The sequence below is a fragment of the Amylibacter sp. SFDW26 genome (assembly GCF_009184395.1).
Lineage (GTDB): Bacteria > Pseudomonadota > Alphaproteobacteria > Rhodobacterales > Rhodobacteraceae > Amylibacter.
Genome location: NZ_WEIC01000001.1, coordinates 1,156,357 through 1,177,377, shown reverse-complemented (window position 1 = coordinate 1,177,377; position 21,021 = coordinate 1,156,357). Strand labels below are relative to the sequence as shown.

Below are 21,021 nucleotides of genomic sequence, written 5' to 3'. Positions count from 1 at the left end.
TATGCTCGCAGATAAGGATCGTATCTTTACAAATCTATATGGTCAGCATGACCGCTCTTTGGCAGGCGCCAAGAAGCGTGGCCATTGGGATGGAACTGCGAAATTTATCAAGAATGGCCGTGATTGGATCGTCGATGAGATGAAAAAATCTGGACTTCGTGGGCGTGGTGGAGCGGGTTTTCCTACGGGCTTGAAATGGTCTTTTATGCCAAAAGAAAGCGATGGCCGTCCAGCTTATCTTGTTATCAATGCTGATGAGTCTGAGCCAGGTACATGTAAAGATCGCGAAATCATGCGCCATGATCCGCACACATTGATTGAAGGTGCGTTAATAGCCTCTTTCGCGATGGGAGCACATGCCTGTTACATTTATATTCGTGGTGAATTTATTCGCGAACGCGAAGCGCTGCAAGCAGCGATCGATGAGTGCTATGATAAAGGTATGTTGGGTAAAAATGCCGCTAAGTCTGGTTGGGATTTTGATCTATATCTACACCATGGAGCAGGTGCCTATATTTGCGGTGAAGAAACAGCATTGCTGGAGAGTCTTGAGGGCAAAAAAGGTATGCCGCGTATGAAGCCACCATTTCCAGCAGGTGCTGGTTTGTATGGTTGTCCTACTACTGTGAATAACGTTGAGTCTATTGCTGTTGTTCCAACAATCCTGCGCCGTGGTGCAGATTGGTTTTCTAGCTTTGGACGAGAGAATAATGCGGGTACAAAATTGTTTGCAATCTCTGGTCATGTGAACAACCCGTGTGTTGTGGAAGAAGCGATGTCTATTCCATTACAAGAATTGCTCGACCGCCACTGTGGCGGTGTGCGTGGTGGCTGGAAAAACCTAAAAGCGGTTATTCCAGGCGGTTCATCTGTACCGATGCTACCTGCAGATATCTGCGACGAGGCGATCATGGATTTTGATTGGCTGCGCAACCAGCGCTCTGGTTTGGGAACGGCAGCTGTGATTGTGATGGATCAAAACACAGATGTGATCAAAGCGATCTGGCGCTTGTCTAAATTTTACAAACACGAAAGCTGTGGCCAATGTACGCCGTGCCGTGAAGGTACAGGTTGGATGATGCGCGTGATGGATCGTTTGGTAACGGGCGAAGCTGAGCCAGAAGAAATCGATATGTTGCTGGATGTGACCAAACAGGTCGAAGGCCACACAATCTGTGCGTTGGGTGATGCGGCTGCATGGCCGATCCAAGGTTTGATCCGCCATTTCCGCGATGAAATCGAAGACCGTATTAAACACAAAAGAACAGGCCGCGTTTCTGCGGTTGCTGCGGAGTAATCTGAATGTCTGATCTACGCAAAATCATCATCGACGGAACCGAAGTCGAAGTCGAAGGTGCCATGACACTGATCCAAGCCTGTGAAGTGGCTGGTATCGAAGTGCCGCGTTTTTGTTACCATGAACGTCTGACGATTGCTGGTAATTGCCGCATGTGTTTGGTCGAAGTCGTTGGTGGTCCACCAAAACCAGCAGCATCTTGTGCGATGCAGGTACGTGATTTGCGTCCAGGTCCAGAAGGTCAGCCACCAGAGGTGAAAACGACGTCACCTATGGTGAAAAAAGCGCGTGAAGGCGTGATGGAGTTCTTGTTGATCAATCACCCGCTTGATTGTCCAATTTGTGACCAAGGTGGTGAATGCGACCTACAAGACCAAGCTATGGCTTATGGTGTTGATTTCAGTCGTTTCCGCGAAGCAAAACGTGCAACAGAAGATCTAGATTTGGGGCCATTGGTGGCCACAACGATGACGCGTTGTATTTCGTGTACACGTTGCGTGCGTTTTACCACGGAAGTTGCTGGCATTACACAAATGGGTCAAACGGGTCGGGGTGAAGATGCTGAGATTACATCTTATCTAAACCAAACATTGGACAGTGAGCTTCAAGGTAATATCATTGATCTATGCCCAGTTGGTGCTTTAACATCAAAGCCTTACGCGTTTTCTGCGCGCCCTTGGGAATTGAAGAAAACAGAAACCATCGATGTGATGGATGCACTTGGTTCGAACATTCGTGTGGATACCAAAGGTCGCGAAGTGATGCGTATTTTGCCGCGCAACCATGATGGCGTGAACGAAGAATGGCTGTCTGATAAAGCCCGCTTCGTTTGGGATGGTCTGCGCCGTCAGCGATTAGATAAACCTTATGTGCGTAAGGGTGGCAAACTGAAGCCAGCAACTTGGGGTGAAGCATTCCAAGCAGTTGCAGAGGCTGTTAAAGGCAAGAAGGTTGCTGCAGTAGCTGGTGACTTAGCTCCTGTTGAAGCAATGTATGCGTTGAAAACTTTGGTTACAGGCATGGGCGGCAACGTTGAGTGCCGTGTCGATGATGCAAAGCTGCCTACAGGTAATCGTTCTGCTTATGTTGGAAACGCTACGATTGAAGACATTGATAGCGCTGATATGATCCAATTGATCGGCACAAACCCACGTACAGAAGCGCCTGTGTTGAATGCACGCCTTCGTAAAGCATGGGCGCGCGGTGCAAATATTGGTTTGGTCGGTGAAGCGGTTGATCTAACATATGACTATGCGCATGTGGGTACAGACCGTGCAGCACTTGAAAAACTTACAAAAAAGAAAATTACGGCTGCAACGAAAAAGGCACCAAGCCTTGTGATCGTTGGCCAAGGCGCCATTCAAGGTGCGGATGGTGAAGCCGTTCTGGCCGCAGCAATGCAGTTGGCTGAGAACTCTAAGTCTAAGCTATTGGTATTACACACAGCAGCGTCTCGCGTTGGTGGTATGGATATTGGTTTCACGACTAAGGGTGGCATGAAATCAGCGCTTAAAGGTGCACAAGTTGTATTTAACTTAGGTGCTGACGAAGTCGAAATCGCTGACAATCCTTTTGTTATTTACCAAGGCAGCCATGGTGATCGTGGTGCACATCGTGCTGATGTAATTCTACCAGGTGCAACATATACAGAAGAAAGCGGCATTTTTGTAAATACAGAAGGTCGTCCGCAAATGGCGCAACGTGCTGGTTTTGCCCCAGGTGATGCCAAAGAAAACTGGGCGATCTTGCGTGCCTTGTCTGCTGAACTGGGCGCCACATTGCCTTACGACAGTATCGCACAATTGCGCCAAGCTCTGTTTGCAGAGTTCCCGCATTTGGCTGCCATTGATATGGTGCCAGAAAATGTATGGAAAGCTGTGAAGCCGAAAGCACTGAAATCAGGTGGATTTAAAAACGCTATCGCAGATCATTACATGACAAACCCGATCACGCGGGCATCCGAAGTGATGGCTGAATTGTCTGCAAACGCTAAAGCGCGCCAAGATGCGCCAATCGCTGCGGAGTAAATGAACGTGACCTTAACCCTTTCAAAACTCACAAGCATTGGACTGGCCCTTGGCTTGTTGTCTGCTTGTGGGCCAGAAGGACAAGAGGTAAGTAAGCCAACAACAGGCACGCTGGAATACATCAAGGTGGATACACGCTTGATGAGCCCAGAACTTGTGAACATGGTTGTCACGCTACGCAATCCACGTACGCCAACGGATGTTGTGGCTTATGTGGAATGTGCTGCCGCGCAATATACGTTGATCCGTGGTTTCGGATTTGCAGGCCGCGTAAAACTAGATGTTGCTGAAGAAAAAAGCGGCGTTTGGGCAGGTAATGCGATTTACACACTTTCGAACGCACACCCAGGTGGGCGACATACAATTGATGCAGAGGTTACAGTCGAAGATTGTACCGCTAACAACGTACCGACGGTCTAAGGATTAGGATATGACTGAATTTTTCTCATCAAACCTAGGGGTTTTCCTGATCATAGCAGGCCAGTGTCTGTTGATCATTGGCTTCCTTTTGGTCTGTGCAATGTTCCTTGTTTACGGTGACCGTAAGATTTGGGGTGCAGTTCAGTTGCGCCGTGGCCCAAACGTTGTGGGCCCTTGGGGGCTGTTACAGCTGATTGCGGACTTCTTGAAGTATGTAGTCAAAGAAATTGTTGTGCCTGCGGGTGCAGATAAGACTATTTTCCTTATGGCACCGTTGATTGCGTTTATCCTGCCAGTGATCATGTGGGCGGTTATTCCGTTTAACGAAACATGGATATTGGCGGACCTGAACGTTGCTATCTTGTATATTTTCGCCATCGGCTCATTGGAAGTCTACGGCGTAATCATGGGCGGTTGGGCATCCAACTCGAAATATCCATTCTTGGGTTCTCTACGCTCTGCTGCACAAATGATTTCCTATGAGGTGTCCATTGGTTTCATCATCATTGGTGTGATCCTATCAACTGGGTCATTGAGCCTAGTAGACATCGTATTGGCGCAAGAGGGCAATTGGGGTGCATTAAATTGGTACTGGCTGCCACACTTCCCTATGGTTTTCTTGTTCTTCATCTCAGCATTGGCTGAAACAAACCGCCCACCGTTTGATTTGCCAGAAGCTGAATCAGAATTGGTTGCTGGTTATCAAGTTGAATACTCATCGACGCCATTCCTATTGTTCATGATAGGTGAATATCTAGCGATCTGGATGATGTGCGCACTGACATCCATCCTGTTCTTTGGCGGTTGGTTGTCACCTGTTCCATTCATCGCAGACGGCGCTTTGTGGTTGTTTGCTAAGATGGTGTTCTTCTTCTTCTTATTCGCGATGGTTAAAGCCATTGTACCACGCTACCGCTACGACCAATTGATGCGTTTGGGTTGGAAAGTCTTCCTACCACTCTCATTGGCTTGGGTTGTGATCGTAGCATTCTTTGCACAATACGGAGCCTTTGGCGGCACATATGCTCGCTGGGCTGTTGGGGGTTAAATCATGGCACAACATTCACTTGGTCGCCGCGCTTCCTATTTTTTGCTCTTTGATATTTTCAGAGGCTTTAAATTAGGTATGAAGTACTTCTTCAAACCAAAAGCAACATTGAACTACCCACACGAAAAGGGGCCTTTGTCCCCACGTTTCCGTGGTGAACACGCATTACGCCGCTACCCAAATGGCGAAGAGCGTTGCATTGCGTGTAAATTGTGCGAAGCGATTTGTCCTGCACAAGCGATTACGATTGATGCGGAGCCACGTGATGACGGCAGCCGCCGCACAACACGTTACGACATCGACATGACAAAATGCATTTACTGTGGCTTCTGCCAAGAAGCCTGTCCAGTGGATGCAATCGTAGAAGGCCCGAACTTTGAGTTTGCAACGGAAACTCGTGAAGAGCTGTTCTATGACAAAGATAAACTGCTGGCGAACGGCGAACGATGGGAAGCGGAAATTGCGCGTAACATCGAAATCGACGCGCCGTATCGGTAAGGGGACGCAGATATGACTATTACAGTATTGGCATTCTATCTGTTTGCACTCACAGCTATCGTATCTGGGTTCTTGGTCGTTATGGCACGCAATCCAGTACATTCGGTGCTTTGGTTGATCTTAGCTTTCTTTAGTGCGGCAGGTTTATTCGTTCTTATGGGCGCAGAATATATCGCGATGCTTTTGGCTATCGTTTATGTGGGTGCGGTTGCGGTTCTATTCCTCTTCGTTGTGATGATGTTGGACGTGGACTTCACACAGTTAAAGTCTGGTATGTCCAAATTCATGGGCATTGGTTCACTCATCGGGCTGGTTCTCTTGGGCGAATTGGCACTGGTATTCGGTCACTGGAAGTTCGCAGAGCAAGCACAAGACTTGCGTGCGGCGGTTACACCATCTCTTGACGAAGCACATAACACCATCGCTTTGGGGCAGTTGATCTACACAGACTATATTTACATGTTCCAAACAGCGGGTTTGATCCTGTTGGTTGCGATGATCGGGGCGATTGTTTTGACACTGCGCCACCGTGATGACGTGAAACGTCAGAACATATCAGAACAAGTGTTGCGTAATCCAAAAGACGCAATGGAATTGAAAGATGTGAAACCAGGGCAGGGACTATGATTACACTTGAACACTATCTGGCTGTTGCCGCGATCCTGTTTGTGATTGGTATCTTTGGTATCTTCGTAAACCGTAAAAACGTCATCGTCATCTTGATGTCGATTGAATTAATGCTTCTGGCTGTGAATATCAACTTTGTAGCTTTCTCAGCGCATTTGAATGATCTCGTAGGTCAGATTTTCACGTTATTTGTGCTAACCGTTGCCGCTGCCGAAGCTGCGATTGGTTTGGCTATTTTAGTTTGTTTCTTCCGTAACCGTGGCACGATCGCGGTGGAAGATGTGAATGTGATGAAAGGTTAAGGGGAAATGGAAACCATTCTTCTATTCGCACCGCTTGTCGGTTCCATCATTTGTGGCTTTGGGCACAAAATGATTGGCGAAAAAGCGGCTATGGGCTTTGCAACAGGCATGCTGTTTCTGACGGCGATCCTGTCATGGGTAATGTTCCTGACATTCCATGGTGATGCTTATACCGTAACATTGTTCCGTTGGTTGGAAAGCGGCAGCTTATCCACAGATTGGGCTATCCGTATTGACCGCCTAACTGTGATTATGCTGATTGTAATCAACACTGTTTCTGCATTGGTTCACCTGTATTCATGGGGTTACATGGATAAAGACCCGCAGTGGAAAGAAGGCGAAAGTTACAAGCCACGCTTCTTTGCATACCTATCATTCTTTACATTCGCGATGTTGATGTTGGTCACATCTGACAATCTATTGCAAATGTTCTTTGGCTGGGAAGGCGTGGGCGTTGCCTCATACCTATTGATTGGCTTTTATTACCGCAAACCATCTGCAGGTGCGGCTGCCATGAAAGCGTTTATCGTCAACCGTGTTGGTGACTTTGGCTTTGCATTGGGTATCTTTGGCTTATTCTACTTAACAGACAGCATTAACTTTTCCGAAGTTCTGGATCCGCACACAGCAAAAGATCTGAGCAAACAAACATTCATGTTCCTAAGCTGGGAAATGAATGCACTTGAAGTGATTACATTCCTATTATTCGTTGGTGCGATGGGTAAATCAGCCCAGTTGATGTTACACACATGGTTGCCAGACGCGATGGAAGGCCCGACACCTGTGTCTGCACTTATCCACGCAGCGACAATGGTAACGGCTGGTGTATTCATGGTTTGCCGTTTGGCGCCGCTTATGGAGTACGCTGAGTTCACACCGAACTTCATCATCTTCATTGGTGCGACTACAGCATTTTTTGCAGCCACAGTTGGTTTGGTTCAAAACGACATCAAACGCGTGATTGCCTATTCAACATGCTCTCAGTTGGGGTACATGTTCGTAGCCGCAGGTGTTGGTGCATATGGCGCTGCAATGTTCCATCTGTTCACACACGCATTCTTTAAAGCGATGTTGTTCTTAGGTGCGGGTTCTGTGATCCACGCGATGCATCACGAACAAGACATGCGCAACTATGGTAACTTGCGTAAAAAAATTCCATTCACTTTTGCGGCTATGATGATCGGTACATTGGCGATTACGGGTGTTGGTATCCCACTAACACATATCGGTTTTGCTGGTTTCCTTTCTAAAGATGCAATCATCGAAAGCGCTTTTGCGGGTGGCCCTGGTGTTGCACAATATGCTTTCTGGATGTTGGTAATTGCGGCTGCAATGACAAGCTTCTATTCGTGGCGCCTGATTTTCCTTACCTTCTATGGTGAAGAGCGTGGTGATCAGCATACGCATGATCATGCACATGAAAGCCCACTGACAATGATCATTCCTTTGGGTGTTCTTGCCCTTGGTGCGATCTTTGCTGGTATGTTATGGTACGAAGATTTCTTTGGCCATCATTATCAAGAATGGTTCGGCACAGCGATCTACGAAAACCATGCAACAAACCATGTGGTGCACGATGCACATAATGTTGCGAAATGGGTGAAAGTATCGCCATTCGTTGCGATGGCACTTGGTTTCATCCTGTCTTGGTTGATGTACATCAAATTCCCAACAGCCCCTGCTGCCTTGGCTAAACAGCAAAGTGCTTTGTATCAGTTCTTGTTGAACAAATGGTACTTTGATGAACTATACGAGATGATCTTTGTGCGCCCTGCGAAAGCTTTAGGTGTCTTCCTTTGGAAAAAAGGCGACGGTAAAGTGATTGATGGCAGCATCAACGGATTGGCTATGGGCATTATACCTTGGTTCACACGCTTGGCTGGCCGCGTACAGTCGGGTTACTTATTTCACTACGCATTTGCGATGTTCCTAGGATTGGCGGCAATCATCACTTGGTTCGTCATTGGGGGCACGTATTAATGGAAAATCTCCTATCCATCATCACCTTCTTGCCTTTGGTGGGCGCTGTTATTTTGGTTGCGTGTCTACATGGCGACGATGATTATGAACAACGCAATGCTAAGAGTGTGGCACTTGCGACAACACTTGCCACTTTCGTGATTTCTGCAGTGGCAATCTATTCCGAATTTGATCCAAGCAATACTGGGTTTCAAATGGTCGAAGAGCACAAATGGCTTGCTGGTCTGAATTATAAATTAGGTGTTGATGGTATCAGCGTTCTATTTGTGATGCTGACAACTTTCTTGATGCCAGTTGTGATCGGTGCTTGTTGGACCGTAACCACGCGTGTCAAAGAATATATGGTGCTGTTCCTAGTCTTAGAAACGCTCATGATTGCAGTGTTCTGTGCATTGGATCTGGTATTGTTCTATGTGGTATTTGAAGCTGGCTTGATACCAATGTTCCTGATCGTAGGCATCTGGGGCGGTAAAGACCGCATATATGCATCATTCAAGTTCTTCCTATATACATTGCTTGGCTCTGTTTTGATGCTTGTTGCAATGATCGTTATGTGGATGGACGCGGGCACGACAGACATTCCTACACTGTTGAATCATGAGTTCAGCTATGTGCCTATGACTGTCCTAGGTTTCCAAATCATGGGCGGTTTGCAAACACTTCTATTCTTAGCGTTTTTCGCGAGCTTTGCAGTAAAAATGCCAATGTGGCCTGTACACACATGGTTGCCTGACGCACACGTGCAGGCGCCAACAGCGGGTTCTGTTGTATTGGCAGCAATCCTATTGAAAATGGGTGGCTATGGCTTCTTGCGCTTCAGCCTTCCAATGTTCCCAGTGGCATCTGAACTGCTTGCAACCTTTGTTATGACACTGTCTGTCATTGCTATCATCTACACGTCTCTTGTGGCGATGATGCAAGAAGATATGAAAAAGCTGATTGCCTATTCATCTGTGGCACATATGGGGTTCGTGACGATGGGTATCTTCACATTGAACCAACAAGGTTTGGACGGTGCGATTTTCCAAATGTTATCACACGGCTTTATCTCTGGCGCATTGTTCTTGGGCGTTGGTGTGATTTACGACCGCATGCATACACGCGATATAGATGCTTACGGTGGTTTGGTAATCCGAATGCCAGCTTACGCTTTGGTGTTTATGTTGTTCACGATGGCAAACGTAGGTTTGCCAGGCACATCTGGTTTCATCGGCGAATTCTTAACATTGATCGCGGCCTTTAAAGCCAACACATGGATTGCATTCGGTGCAACAACAGGCGTGATCTTATCCGCAGGTTACGCACTATGGCTTTATCGCCGCGTCGTATTTGGTGACTTGATCAAGGAAAGCCTGAAATCGATCACAGACATGAATACACGTGAGCGTTTGATGATGGCACCGCTGATCATTATGACTATCCTATTGGGGGTCTATCCAGCATTGGTATTGGATATCATCGGCCCATCGGTGAATGCACTTCTTGAAAACGTAACATCCGCTCAAGCGGCAGCTGCTGATGCAATGCCTGCCGCCGTTGAAGCAATAGTAGAGGCTCATTAAGATGATTGGTACTGATCTAAATACGGTTCTACCAGAGCTGATCCTAGCGATCTATTCAATGGCAGCTTTGATGTTCGCCGTTTACTTTGGCAAAGACAGCCGCGCCAACCTTATCTTTTGGCTGACGTCGATCGTATTGGTTGTTTTAGCAGCTGCAATCGCACTTGCTCCTGCGGGTACACAGACAGCTTTCAATGGCGCATTTATTGATGATGCATTCTCGCGCTATGCAAAAGTGATTATGCTGTTAGCCAGCGCTGTGATTATTCTTATCAGCAGGGATTATTTGCAAAAGAACAACTTGTTTAAGTTTGAATATCCAATCCTGATTGCCTTGGCGACCTTGGGTATGATGATGATGGTATCCGCTGGTGATCTTATGGCGCTTTATATGGGCCTAGAGCTGCAATCCTTATCTTTATACGTGGTTGCATCGTTCCGTCGTGACAGCTTGCGTTCAACAGAGGCTGGTTTGAAATACTTCGTTCTTGGTGCGTTATCTTCTGGTATGCTTTTATACGGTGCATCATTGGTGTACGGCTTTGCTGGAACAACAACATTTACGGGTATCGCATCGACAATCGAAACAGGTGAACTTGGTTTGGGTATGTTGTTCGGTCTTGTGTTCCTATGCGTTGGTATGGCGTTCAAAGTATCCGCTGCACCGTTCCATATGTGGACACCAGATGTTTACGAAGGTTCTCCAACACCAGTGACAGCATTCTTTGCAACAGCTCCAAAAGTGGCAGCGGCTTGTTTATTCGCACGCGTGATGCATGATGCGTTTACCGAGGCAACTGGTGATTGGACACAGATCATCGCATTTCTATCACTGTTATCTATGTTCCTTGGCGCTATTGCTGCGATCGGTCAGACAAACATCAAACGCCTGATGGCATTCTCTTCCATCGCGCATATGGGCTTTGCCTTGATGGGGTTGGCTGCGGGTACAGAAGCGGGTGTTCAGGCATTGTTGATCTATATGGCAATCTACGTTGTGATGAATATCGGTACATTCACATTCATTTTGAATATGGAACGTGACGGGACCGCAATCACAGACATCTCTGCTCTTGGTCAATATTCACGTATTGAACCTGCGCGTGCAGCGGCACTTGGCATCTTGATGTTCTCATTGGCAGGTATTCCGCCATTAGTTGGTTTCTTTGGTAAGTTCTACGTACTGAAAGCTGCAATCGATGCAGACATGACTTGGTTGGCGCTTGCTGGCGTGATCGCATCTGTGATCGGTGCCTTCTATTACTTGCGTATCATCTACTATATGTATTTCGGTGATGAAGTAGAACCAATGAACGGCAAAATGCCAGCTGTGCATTACATTGCCTTAATGGCATGTGCTGGGATCATGTTGTTTGGTGTTGTGAATCTATTCGGTATTGAAGGCTACGCTGCCGTAGCAGCAGAAGCATTGCTTAAATAATGACAAGCTGGCCCGATGGGTATGATCGGGTCATCTACGACTCCATAGACAGCACAAATTCAGAGGCACGCAGGCGGTTGCAAACCACTGCGGGGCCATTGTGGATTTTAGCACATGAACAAACGGCTGGAATTGGGCGTCGTGGTCGTGCGTGGTCTACGAATTTTGGCAACTTTGCAGGTACATTACTGCAACCTTTGAACATCCCGTTAGAACAAGCTGCATTGTTAAGCTTTGTAACCTCTCTTGCTTTGCGCGATGCATTTATCGATGTTGGTGTTGCAGAAAAAGACTTGGGACTTAAATGGCCTAATGACGTTTTATTAAAGGGCGGTAAAATTGCCGGCATCCTTTTAGAAACAGCAGGAACTGGACCAAGCCATCTGTGTATTGGTATCGGTGTGAACCTTGCTCATGCGCCGAGTACGACTGCTTTAGAATTAACAGCTGTGCCGCCCAAATCCTTGGCTGGAGATGCTAACCTAGAAGTCATAGCAGAAGTTTTTCTAACAGCCTTAGCTACTGCATATGCCAATCGCGAGCGTCAGTTTAAGGAGGGTGGTTTTGATACCATCCGCCGCGACTGGCTAAAAAATGCAACACGTCTGGGCGAGGTAATCACAGCGCGCACCTTGAAAGAGGATATTCAGGGCGTATTTGACACTGTGGACGAAACAGGCGCACTTGTACTACAAACGCCTAACGGCCCGCGGCCCATTACTGCGGCAGAGATATTTTTTGGTGAGTGTTAAGACATGTTATTAACGGTCGATGTTGGAAATACGAATACAGTTTTTGCCATTCATGATGGAACGGAGTTCTTATCTGATTGGCGGTGCGAAACGGTTCATCAACGCACAGCTGATGAATATTATGTCTGGCTGATGAAATTGATGGAATTGCAAGGTATCGATATGAGAATCGACCGTGTGATCATTTCATCTGTTGTCCCGCAAGTGGTGTTTAATTTACGTGTATTATCCGACCGTTACTTTAATTGCCGCCCAATCGTTGTTGGTAAACCTGATTGTAAGCTCGGTGTCGATGTGCGCGTAGATGAAGGAACTTTGGTGGGCGCAGATCGCTTGGTGAACACCGTGGGTGCCTATGATCGCTACGGTGGCAATCTGATCGTTGTTGATTTCGGAACGGCCACAACATTTGACGTGGTTGATCATGATGGCGCTTATATTGGTGGTGTGATTTCACCAGGTGTGAACCTGTCGATCAAAGCGCTACATGAAGCAGCCGCAGCATTACCACATATCGATGTAACACAGCCCGACAAGGTTATAGGAACGAATACTGTGGCCTGTATGCAAACAGGTGTCTTCTGGGGGTATATTGGCTTGATTGAAGGCATTTGCGATAAAATCCGTGCTGAACACGGTACAGAGATGAAAATTATCGGTACAGGTGGTCTTGCCACCTTATTTGAACGTGGCACGAAACTGTTCGATGCCATCGACAATGACTTGACGCTACATGGGCTTGTGTTAATCGAAGCTCAAAATCGGAGCAACTGACTGAATGAGCAGCCAAAATAAATTGATCTTCTTGCCCCTAGGCGGCGCAGGCGAAATCGGCATGAATATGTATCTCTATGGCTACGGCCCAGAAGGTAAAGAACGCTTTATCCTTGTAGACCTTGGTGTAACTTTCCCAACTATGGACACAACACCGGGTGTGGATCTGATCATGGCAGATCCTGCCTATATCGAAGCACGCGCAGATCGTTTGGATGCGATATTCATAACCCACGCGCACGAAGACCATATTGGCGCATTAGGTATGCTTTACCCGAAATTGGCAGCCCCCGTTTATGCACGCCCTTTCACAGCAGCGGTTGCACGTGCAAAAATGGAAGAACGTGGCCAAGACCCTTGGGTCGTTCAAGTGGTGGACAGCTATCCCGAACAGATCGAAGCGGGACCTTTTACCGTTAGTTATTTACCTCTGGCACACTCTATACCAGAAGCGGCAGGTCTGATCATCGATACCCCAGCAGGACGTATTGTGCATACGGGCGATTTCAAATTGGACTTAGAACCAATCGTGGGTGAACCCTACGATCCAGCCTTATTTGCAGAGATTGCACAGGGCGGCATCAAAGCTTTGGTCTGTGACAGTACAAATGTGTTTTCACCGCATCGCGGTAAATCAGAGTCCACATTGAATGCGAACATCACAGAGTTGATCGCCAATGCCTCTGGCATGATGGTCGCAACTACATTCGCATCCAACGTTGCGCGCCTAAAAACATTGGCACAAGCGGGTGTCGATGCAGGTCGTTCCGTCTGTGTTTTGGGCCGTTCTATGCAACGTATGTTAGGCTATGCACACAGCACAGGTGTATTGGAAGATTTCCCGCCAACGATTGAACTTGAAGACGTCGCTGACGTACCTCGCGAAAATCTGATGTTGATCGTCACTGGATCACAAGGCGAAGGGCGTGCGGCATCTGCTCAACTGGCTCGTGGTAAATACCTAGGTATAACCATGCGTGAAAACGATACATTCTTATTCTCGTCCAAGACCATTCCAGGGAATGAAGTTTCTGTCGGTCGCATCATTAACAGTCTGTCTGCAATGGGCGTGACGGTGATTGATGACAGTGCTGGTAAATACCACGTATCTGGCCACGCAAACCGCCCTGATCTGGAAGAAATCCACGACATACTTAATCCACAAATGTTGATACCAATGCACGGAGAGTACCGTCACTTGAAAGAACATAAGGAATTGGGTGAAAGCAAAGGTATTGCAGGTATCATTGCTCCGAATGGTGCGATGATAGACCTAACAGGCGAAACGCCTGAGGTGTTGGATCATATCGAAACCAGCCGACTTTATATGGATGGTACACGTCTGATTGGTGCTTTCGATGGTGTGGTTCTGCAACGTATCCGCATGGCAACACGTGGCGCTGTAGCAATGTCTATCATCATCGAAGATAATGATGTGATAGGTGTTTGGGCCGAGGCGATGGGGCTGCCTGATACAATCGGTTCAGGACCAAGTTTGAATGAAGCAATCGAGGTGACTGTTGAACAGGAACTGATGTCTGCGAAAAAGAACCTGATCAAAAGCGATGATGAGGTTGAACGGCTTGTCAGTCGTATCGTGAACCGTGTTTGTAAAGATGAAGTCGGCAAAAAGCCTGTTTCTCAAATCATGATCAACAGGCTTGTAGAAGATTAAAAACGGTTAAGCTTAAAGTGTGTGCTGTGCTTTAAGCTGCTGTTTCATTGTCGTTATTTTCAGAATTAGGTTCTGCATCAGTAATTTCCACAGCATCATCTGATTGCATTTCACCAGTGCGAATATTGCGCATTATAAATGCTGGCACGTGATCGCCCATACCCACAACACGGTTGCCGCCACCTTTATTGCCACGTGGTTGACGCGGCTTTTTCGCTGACTTCTGCTGTTTTGGTTTTTCCTCAGCTTGTGGTGCTACTTCTTGCTCCACTGCTTTGGCTTCTTTTTTTGGCTTCTTTGAGTGTGACTTCTTTGATTTTGTCTCTTCACTTTTTGCATGATCGTCTTTTTTTGGTTTACGACGACGATCTTTCAATTCTACTTCTGGTGCATCCATACGTGGGATCGGGTGTTTCACCAAATCTTCGATTTTATCGATATGCTTTTCTTCATGTGGCATACACAACATAAACGCCCAACCATTACGTCCTGCACGGCCTGTACGGCCAATACGGTGAACATAATCTTCGGAATGGATCGGAACATCATAGTTGAAAACATGGCTTACGTTCGGAATGTCCAAACCACGTGCCGCAACATCAGATGCGACAAGCAACTTGATGTCGTTATTTTTAAATCCACTCAATACTTCCATACGGTAGCGCTGATCTAAATCACCATGAATGGCACCCACAGAGTGCCCATGTTTTTTTAATGATTTCATTACGATATCAACATCAACCTTACGGTTACAGAAGATGATACCATTTGTCAGTTTTTCGCCTTCATCATCGATGATTTTGCGTAAAACTGTGCGCTTCATCTTTGCTTCCATTGATCGATTAGGGGCTTTGAATGCGCAAAGTTTTTGTTCAATGTTTTCAGAAGTTGTCGCCTGACGGGCCACTTCAACACGCTCTGGATTTTGTAAGAATTCTTGCGTAATCCGTGTGATCTCTGGTGCCATAGTTGCTGAGAAAAACAATGTTTGGCGTGTAAATGGTGTCAGCTTAAAGATACGTTCGATATCTGGGATGAAACCCATATCCAACATACGGTCAGCTTCATCAACCACCATGATCTCGATGCCAGTCAGCAGTAGTTTTCCGCGTTCGAAATGATCCAACAAACGACCAGGTGTGGCAATCAAAACATCTACACCACGGTCAATCAAACGATCTTGATCTTTAAAGGATACGCCGCCGATCAACAGAGCCATATCCAGCTTGCAATGCTTTGCATAAAGCTCAAAGTTTTCTGCAACCTGTGCAGCCAACTCGCGTGTCGGGGCCAAAACCAATGAACGTGGCATACGTGCGCGTGCGCGACCGCGGGCCAGTTTGCTGATCATTGGTAATGTAAAACTTGCAGTTTTCCCGGTGCCAGTTTGGGCAATTCCCAATACATCACGGCCATTCATTGCGTGTGGAATAGCTGCGGCTTGGATGGGGGTAGGGGTTTCATAGCCGACTTCATTAACGGCTTTAAGAACTTTGGGGTTTAACCCCAGATCGGTAAATTTTATCATATAACTCGCGGTGTTAGCGGCTTCAAGAGTGCCGCAAATGTCAGCGCGGCCTGACAGCCGAAGTGCTGTCGTTCATGTGATGTTTGATCTAGCGGATTCTATGAATAAGTCAATCTAACTGTGTTTTTTGCGTCATAAGTGGTGTATTTACGCCAGTAAACGGGGGTAATTTTAACGCTGACCGCGATAAGTTGAGATACGGAGTGGAATATGAAGTCATTGATAACAGATATTTGGCACAGCTTTCGATCCCTACCAAATTGGGTGCAATTCTGGGTCGGATGTATTCTGGTGCCTGCCAACTTATTTGCAATTATCTTTTGGCAGCATCCTGACAGCGGCTTATTGATCGCGGCTCTTGCTGTTGGCGGTATGCTTCCAAATATTGGTATTATGATTGCGGAACGTGGGTTCGCTAAATCTATGGCAATCCCACATCTGTTTTTCTGGCTCCCACTGTTGTTTATTATTGCCCCTAAAATGGGAACGCACAGTGTCTTTGGTGTTTACCTGATTATATTGTTTGTCATTGATGCCATTTCCATTGTTTTTGACATCAATGACACGCGTGAATGGTTTAAAAGCCGCCGCTAAGCCATAATTTCCTTAGTTGCCGTCAACTTCAAATCAGGAAAATCACGCTCTACACGGTCAATATCCCATTGTAGTCTCGTCATATAAACAGGGTCGCCATCATGGTCATTTGCCATGTGGCCCTTATTCGTATCTATGAAACTATCTACGGCTTTATCAGGTCCAGATAACCAGCGTGCAGATGTGAACTGTGTTGGTTCAAAACGAACAGGGATGCCGTATTCAAGTTCAATACGTGAGGCAAGTACTTCGAATTGCAACGCACCAACAACACCCACAATCCAACCCGCACCAATCATAGGCTTAAAGAGTTTTGCCGCACCTTCTTCGGCAAATTGAGTGAGTGCTTTATCCAAGTGCTTTGATTTCATCGGATCAGTTGAACGCACGGATTGCAACAATTCAGGAGCAAAAGATGGGATACCTGCAAACCGCAGCAATTCGCCTTCGGTCAATGCATCACCGATACGCAATTGCCCATGGTTTGGAATGCCAATGATGTCACCTGCCCATGCTTCTTCGGCCAATTCACGGTCAGATGCCAAGAATAGCATAGGCGATGCAATCGCCATTGGCTTCTTTGTACGTACATGCGTCAGCTTCATGCCACGTTTAAAGTGACCTGAACACAAGCGTACAAATGCAATGCGGTCACGGTGTTTCGGATCCATATTGGCTTGTACTTTGAACACAAATCCAGAAACCTTCTTTTCATCTGGTGAGATTTGACGTTCATTCGCAGGGCGTATCTGCGGTTTTGGGCCAAAATCACCGATGCCATCCATTAATTCTTGGACGCCAAAGCTGTTAATAGCCGAACCAAACCAGATAGGGGTCATCGTGCCGTCTAATAAAGCTTGTTGATCAAGAGACGGTAGTAGCTCTTTTGCCATTTCGATCTCTTCTAGAAACTTCTCCAAGAGGTCAGCAGGTACATGTTCTGCTAATTTAGGATCATCCAAACCGTTGATTTGTACAGATTCTGCGATCACATTACGATCCGCACGATCCATCAATTCCAAACGATCATTCAGAATATCGTAACACCCCATAAATTCTTTACCAACACCAATAGGCCAACTGGCTGGGGTTACATCAATTGCAAGATTTTCTTGGATTTCATCAATAATATCAAATGTATCGCGGCTTTCGCGGTCCATTTTATTACAGAATGTCAGAATTGGCATGTCGCGCAAACGACAAACCTCAAACAATTTGCGTGTTTGGCTTTCCACACCTTTGGCACCGTCGATAACCATTACAGCGGCATCCACTGCTGTCAGTGTACGGTAAGTATCTTCTGAAAAGTCAGAGTGTCCTGGTGTGTCTACCAGATTGAACCAATAATCTTTGAATTCAAATGACATCGCTGATGCTGAAACCGAAATACCACGGTCTTTTTCCATCTGCATAAAGTCAGACCGTGTACGACGCGCTTCACCTTTGGCACGGACTTGGCCCGCCATTTGGATCGCACCACCATATAGTAAAAATTTCTCGGTCAACGTGGTTTTACCAGCATCAGGGTGACTGATGATGGCGAACGTACGGCGACGATCGATTTCAGGGGGCAATACGGGTTGATTTGACGTGATATCTAACATGATAATTCCTATATGTAAGGAATGCACTAAGGGCAAGAAAGACCTTAGCCATGATCTATATGGCTCCTAATTCTTTTAACTCTTTATGCCTTTTGCGTGTGATAGGTACCTTTGCTTCATCAGCCATGACAAAGAACGTTTTTCCATCAACTTTTTTAACGCCTTTAACTTCATCCAAATTAACCCAATGGGATCGATGCGTTTGATACCCATTAAAGCTGGACAATGCGTCAACCGCATCCGCAAATCGCATGTGGATCAATTGCATGCCCTCGCCTGTATAGGTTTCGACATAATGATCGCGCATATGTAAGCGGATCAATGATGTGCCGATATCTGTATTCAAACGCGAAAGAAAAGGGTTATCACTTCGGCTGTCTAAAAGCGGGTTAGAAGCGTTCACAGGTTCCATTGCAGCTTCAATGATTGCGGCTTCATATTCTAATCTTTGCGCCTCTAATGCTGCTTCTGCAATGAGGCGTGGTCGTACATCGACCCAATGGATTAATATTACGATTGCAGCAGTAGAGCTTGATACAATTGCAAAAATCAGTGCATTGGATGGTTGTTGTAAATTACCGTAGACTTGATCGACAATAAAAATCCCAAAACAAGAGTATGTGATGGCAAAGAATACCCCGCCAAAGAAACCTGCTTTTAAAAATGACCATTTGGGCCAAATGTTAAAGGCAGTGTAAAAACAAAATAGCGCATACATGGTTGCAATGAATAAAACGCTTGTCCAAAAAATAAGACGAAAGCTGTATGGGTCGGCTGCGTAAGTGCCCAGTGGTCCAGTTAAGGTGCAGATTAAAGAGGCCACAACCCAACTTGTTAACGGGACTGGGGATCTTAATATTTGGCGTATATCTAGGAAAATATTTTTCATAACTATTGATGTCATTCACGAAACAAAAGCGTTATTTCACGAAAAAGACGTTGATGACACCCCCTATCAATCGTTTCTGACTAGTACCTTCTCCTTGCTGAAGGTTAAGGCGCAGGTCTGTAACAGTAGTAATTAGTTTGGCGTAGTGAGTAGTCCTGCGCCGATTGTAATATGATATAGGTATTGATAATAAAGTTCCTAGGGTTTTACTTAACCTTAAGAAATTCGCTATAATAGTCCCATTTCTTTGAGTTCTTTTTGCTTTGTGCGGGATATCGGAACTTCTGCTCCATCGGACATCTTAAACGAGATTTTCCCTTTAGATTTAATGACATCCTGAACGTTATCCAGGTTAACCCAATGTGATCGGTGAACTTGCATGCCATTCAAACTGGACAATGCACCCACGGCGTCAGCAAAACGCATGTGGATATATTTCGCACCTTTATCGCTGAACACTTCAACATAATGGTCACGCATGTTTAGTCTGATAATATGTGTATCAGTCTCAAATTTAGACAGTACAGCATTTGAAAGCTTAGGAGAAACTTTTGGTTTTGATTTTGCTATTGGTGGATTTCTATAGGTTTCTTGCGCCTTTTTACGAAGTTCATTCGGCCTTATATGCAACCAATATATAGCGGCTGATATGGAAAACGCGATTGAACCTACAACTGCATAGACCAATAGGATCGATGGGGTGGTGTAGGATAAGTATATCATGTCGACCACGAAATAAATCGCATTGGTATAAGTCACTGTAAAAAATGAAATTGCGATTAGTTTTGAATATATGGGACGCAGGTTAGGAAACACATTAAACATTGTGTGTAGACACAACAGACAAAATGCGATGCCTGCGAATAAGAGACAGCCCCAAAAAAACAAACGATGGCTGAACGCATCAAGGTTATACGTTCCAAAGGGGCCAGTAAGCGTGCAAATTACAGATGCAGCTCCCCAAGCTGTTAGCGTAATGCGTGAAGTAAGTTTGTGAACGACTTCTTTAAAGATAATCATCATAATATATGGTGCCAGTTTGCAAGGAATATATGCCAATAACATCGCGCCGTGAATAACTTTGTTGTTAAGCTTATGTCTTCTTAAGCATCGAACGAACTCTTTTGTGCGATCACATCTTTATCCAAGCAACATTATGCGTATGGTGAATGGAAAATAAGGAATCGTGATTATGGATTTAGGTATCAAGGGTAAAACCGCCGTTGTTTGTGCCGCCAGTAAAGGTCTGGGATATGGTTGTGCGGAAGCATTGGCACAAGCGGGCGTAAACTTGGTCATTTGTGCCCGTACACAAGAGACTTTGGATGATGCGGCGGAAAAACTGCGTGCATTTGGGACAGATGTAAAAGCTGTTGCCTGTGATATCACCACCGAAGCGGGGCAAAAAGCTGTTCTAGATGCTGCTGGTCATGTGGATATTCTGGTCAACAACGCAGGCGGCCCACCTCCAGGGCATTGGTCTGATTGGGATCGTGATGATTTCATCAAAGCTGTTGATGCCAATATGATGACACCAATTTCTATGATCAAAGCTGTTTTACCAGCTATGATTGATGCAAAATGGGGTCGCATCGTTAATATCACTTCACAATCTGTTAAAAGCCCGATTGCCGTTCTTGGCCTGTCAAACACGGCGCGTGCAGGATTAACAGGTTATGTCGCTGGGACTTCGCGTGATGTGGCAAAGCATGGCGTTGTGATTAATAACCTTTTACCGGGCATCCACGCAACAGATCGCGCAGTTTCATTGGATACAGGCGTTTCCCAAGCTCAAGGGATCACAATGGATGAAGCAAAAGCACAACGCGCAGCAACAATCCCAGTACAGCGTTATGGTACATCAGAGGAATTCGGAAACACATGTGCATTCATGTGCTCGCAATACGCTGGTAACATGATTGGTCAAAATATCCTTCTGGATGGTGGAGCGATGAACAGCACCATGTAAACATTTAAAGCATCATAACGAAACCGTCAGGCCA

At 46.1% G+C, this 21,021-nt stretch carries 19 protein-coding genes; 15 read left to right on the top strand and 4 right to left on the bottom strand.

Going from position 1 to position 21,021, the window contains the following annotated elements; genetic code table 11:
• Nucleotide 1 precedes the first annotated feature (1 nt).
• The 13 genes from nuoF to F9L33_RS05865 are packed head-to-tail and all read left to right on the top strand — an operon-like array spanning nt 2 to nt 14,403.
• Nucleotides 2-1,297, top strand: a complete 1,296-nt coding sequence (nuoF, locus tag F9L33_RS05925) for an NADH-quinone oxidoreductase subunit NuoF (protein WP_152141789.1) — start codon at nt 2-4, stop codon at nt 1,295-1,297.
• Between the two features lie 5 nt (nt 1,298-1,302).
• On the top strand, nt 1,303-3,324 hold the full coding sequence (gene nuoG / locus F9L33_RS05920) for an NADH-quinone oxidoreductase subunit NuoG (protein ID WP_152141788.1): 2,022 nt from the start codon (nt 1,303-1,305) through the stop codon (nt 3,322-3,324).
• Between the two features lie 6 nt (nt 3,325-3,330).
• The gene (locus tag F9L33_RS05915; RefSeq protein WP_226803965.1) at nt 3,331-3,744 is read left to right on the top strand and encodes a hypothetical protein; all 414 of its coding nucleotides are present in this window, start codon (nt 3,331-3,333) and stop codon (nt 3,742-3,744) included.
• Nucleotides 3,745-3,754: 10 nt separating this feature from the next.
• Complete coding sequence (gene nuoH, locus F9L33_RS05910) at nt 3,755-4,792, top strand: NADH-quinone oxidoreductase subunit NuoH (protein WP_152141786.1); 1,038 nt, start codon at nt 3,755-3,757, stop codon at nt 4,790-4,792.
• Nucleotides 4,793-4,795: 3 nt separating this feature from the next.
• On the top strand, nt 4,796-5,290 hold the full coding sequence (gene nuoI / locus F9L33_RS05905) for an NADH-quinone oxidoreductase subunit NuoI (RefSeq protein WP_152141785.1): 495 nt from the start codon (nt 4,796-4,798) through the stop codon (nt 5,288-5,290).
• 12 nt (nt 5,291-5,302) lie between these two features.
• A complete protein-coding gene (locus F9L33_RS05900) occupies nt 5,303-5,917 on the top strand; it encodes an NADH-quinone oxidoreductase subunit J (RefSeq protein ID WP_152141784.1) in 615 nt (204 codons plus the stop codon).
• On the top strand, nt 5,914-6,219 hold the full coding sequence (gene nuoK, locus F9L33_RS05895; protein WP_152141783.1) for an NADH-quinone oxidoreductase subunit NuoK: 306 nt from the start codon (nt 5,914-5,916) through the stop codon (nt 6,217-6,219). Before F9L33_RS05900 ends, nuoK begins: the two co-directional genes overlap by 4 nt.
• Before the next feature lie 6 nt (nt 6,220-6,225).
• Entirely contained in the window at nt 6,226-8,199 is a 1,974-nt protein-coding gene (gene nuoL, locus F9L33_RS05890; RefSeq protein WP_152141782.1) for an NADH-quinone oxidoreductase subunit L, read from the top strand.
• Entirely contained in the window at nt 8,199-9,761 is a 1,563-nt protein-coding gene (locus F9L33_RS05885; protein ID WP_152141781.1) for an NADH-quinone oxidoreductase subunit M, read from the top strand. The genes nuoL and F9L33_RS05885 overlap by 1 nt, the downstream gene beginning before the upstream one ends.
• 1 nt (nt 9,762) lies before the next feature.
• Nucleotides 9,763-11,202, top strand: coding sequence for an NADH-quinone oxidoreductase subunit NuoN (nuoN, locus tag F9L33_RS05880; protein WP_152141780.1), 1,440 nt, complete (start codon nt 9,763-9,765; stop codon nt 11,200-11,202).
• A complete protein-coding gene (locus tag F9L33_RS05875) occupies nt 11,202-11,954 on the top strand; it encodes a biotin--[acetyl-CoA-carboxylase] ligase (protein ID WP_152141779.1) in 753 nt (250 codons plus the stop codon). Before nuoN ends, F9L33_RS05875 begins: the two co-directional genes overlap by 1 nt.
• A 3-nt stretch (nt 11,955-11,957) precedes the next feature.
• On the top strand, nt 11,958-12,728 hold the full coding sequence (locus F9L33_RS05870) for a type III pantothenate kinase (RefSeq protein WP_152141778.1): 771 nt from the start codon (nt 11,958-11,960) through the stop codon (nt 12,726-12,728).
• 4 nt (nt 12,729-12,732) lie between these two features.
• Nucleotides 12,733-14,403: a ribonuclease J gene (locus F9L33_RS05865; protein ID WP_152141777.1), complete on the top strand. Its 1,671-nt coding sequence runs from the start codon at nt 12,733-12,735 to the stop codon at nt 14,401-14,403.
• 31 nt (nt 14,404-14,434) lie between these two features.
• Here the strand turns inward: F9L33_RS05865 and F9L33_RS05860 are convergent, their stop codons facing one another.
• Nucleotides 14,435-15,931 (bottom strand): DEAD/DEAH box helicase, encoded by a 1,497-nt coding sequence (locus F9L33_RS05860; protein WP_152141776.1) that lies wholly within the window; start codon nt 15,929-15,931, stop codon nt 14,435-14,437.
• Between the two features lie 210 nt (nt 15,932-16,141).
• Between F9L33_RS05860 and F9L33_RS05855 the strand changes: the two genes are divergently transcribed.
• Entirely contained in the window at nt 16,142-16,525 is a 384-nt protein-coding gene (locus tag F9L33_RS05855; protein WP_152141775.1) for a hypothetical protein, read from the top strand.
• On the opposite strand, the gene F9L33_RS05850 is transcribed toward F9L33_RS05855, so the two are convergent.
• The 3 genes from F9L33_RS05850 to F9L33_RS05840 form a co-directional block, all read right to left on the bottom strand.
• Nucleotides 16,522-18,129, bottom strand: coding sequence for a peptide chain release factor 3 (locus F9L33_RS05850; RefSeq protein ID WP_152141774.1), 1,608 nt, complete (start codon nt 18,127-18,129; stop codon nt 16,522-16,524). The genes F9L33_RS05855 and F9L33_RS05850 overlap by 4 nt on opposite strands.
• A 55-nt stretch (nt 18,130-18,184) precedes the next feature.
• A complete protein-coding gene (locus F9L33_RS05845) occupies nt 18,185-19,018 on the bottom strand; it encodes a LytTR family DNA-binding domain-containing protein (protein WP_193221979.1) in 834 nt (277 codons plus the stop codon).
• A gap of 228 nt (nt 19,019-19,246) precedes the next feature.
• The gene (locus F9L33_RS05840) at nt 19,247-20,041 is read right to left on the bottom strand and encodes a LytTR family DNA-binding domain-containing protein (RefSeq protein ID WP_193221978.1); all 795 of its coding nucleotides are present in this window, start codon (nt 20,039-20,041) and stop codon (nt 19,247-19,249) included.
• A 169-nt stretch (nt 20,042-20,210) separates the two neighbouring features.
• On the opposite strand from F9L33_RS05840, the gene F9L33_RS05835 reads away from it, so the two are divergent.
• Nucleotides 20,211-20,987, top strand: coding sequence for an SDR family oxidoreductase (locus tag F9L33_RS05835; protein WP_152141771.1), 777 nt, complete (start codon nt 20,211-20,213; stop codon nt 20,985-20,987).
• Nucleotides 20,988-21,021 lie beyond the last annotated feature (34 nt).

Coding starts and splice junctions, on each gene's coding strand:
- nuoF (WP_152141789.1), top strand. CDS start 2: ATGCTCGCAGATAAGGATCGTATCTTTACAAATCTATATGGTCAGCAT.
- nuoG (WP_152141788.1), top strand. CDS start 1,303: ATGTCTGATCTACGCAAAATCATCATCGACGGAACCGAAGTCGAAGTC.
- nuoH (WP_152141786.1), top strand. CDS start 3,755: ATGACTGAATTTTTCTCATCAAACCTAGGGGTTTTCCTGATCATAGCA.
- nuoI (WP_152141785.1), top strand. CDS start 4,796: ATGGCACAACATTCACTTGGTCGCCGCGCTTCCTATTTTTTGCTCTTT.
- F9L33_RS05900 (WP_152141784.1), top strand. CDS start 5,303: ATGACTATTACAGTATTGGCATTCTATCTGTTTGCACTCACAGCTATC.
- nuoK (WP_152141783.1), top strand. CDS start 5,914: ATGATTACACTTGAACACTATCTGGCTGTTGCCGCGATCCTGTTTGTG.
- nuoL (WP_152141782.1), top strand. CDS start 6,226: ATGGAAACCATTCTTCTATTCGCACCGCTTGTCGGTTCCATCATTTGT.
- F9L33_RS05885 (WP_152141781.1), top strand. CDS start 8,199: ATGGAAAATCTCCTATCCATCATCACCTTCTTGCCTTTGGTGGGCGCT.
- nuoN (WP_152141780.1), top strand. CDS start 9,763: ATGATTGGTACTGATCTAAATACGGTTCTACCAGAGCTGATCCTAGCG.
- F9L33_RS05875 (WP_152141779.1), top strand. CDS start 11,202: ATGACAAGCTGGCCCGATGGGTATGATCGGGTCATCTACGACTCCATA.
- F9L33_RS05870 (WP_152141778.1), top strand. CDS start 11,958: ATGTTATTAACGGTCGATGTTGGAAATACGAATACAGTTTTTGCCATT.
- F9L33_RS05865 (WP_152141777.1), top strand. CDS start 12,733: ATGAGCAGCCAAAATAAATTGATCTTCTTGCCCCTAGGCGGCGCAGGC.
- F9L33_RS05860 (WP_152141776.1), bottom strand. CDS start 15,931: ATGATAAAATTTACCGATCTGGGGTTAAACCCCAAAGTTCTTAAAGCC.
- F9L33_RS05855 (WP_152141775.1), top strand. CDS start 16,142: ATGAAGTCATTGATAACAGATATTTGGCACAGCTTTCGATCCCTACCA.
- F9L33_RS05850 (WP_152141774.1), bottom strand. CDS start 18,129: ATGTTAGATATCACGTCAAATCAACCCGTATTGCCCCCTGAAATCGAT.
- F9L33_RS05845 (WP_193221979.1), bottom strand. CDS start 19,018: ATGAAAAATATTTTCCTAGATATACGCCAAATATTAAGATCCCCAGTC.
- F9L33_RS05840 (WP_193221978.1), bottom strand. CDS start 20,041: ATGATGATTATCTTTAAAGAAGTCGTTCACAAACTTACTTCACGCATT.
- F9L33_RS05835 (WP_152141771.1), top strand. CDS start 20,211: ATGGATTTAGGTATCAAGGGTAAAACCGCCGTTGTTTGTGCCGCCAGT.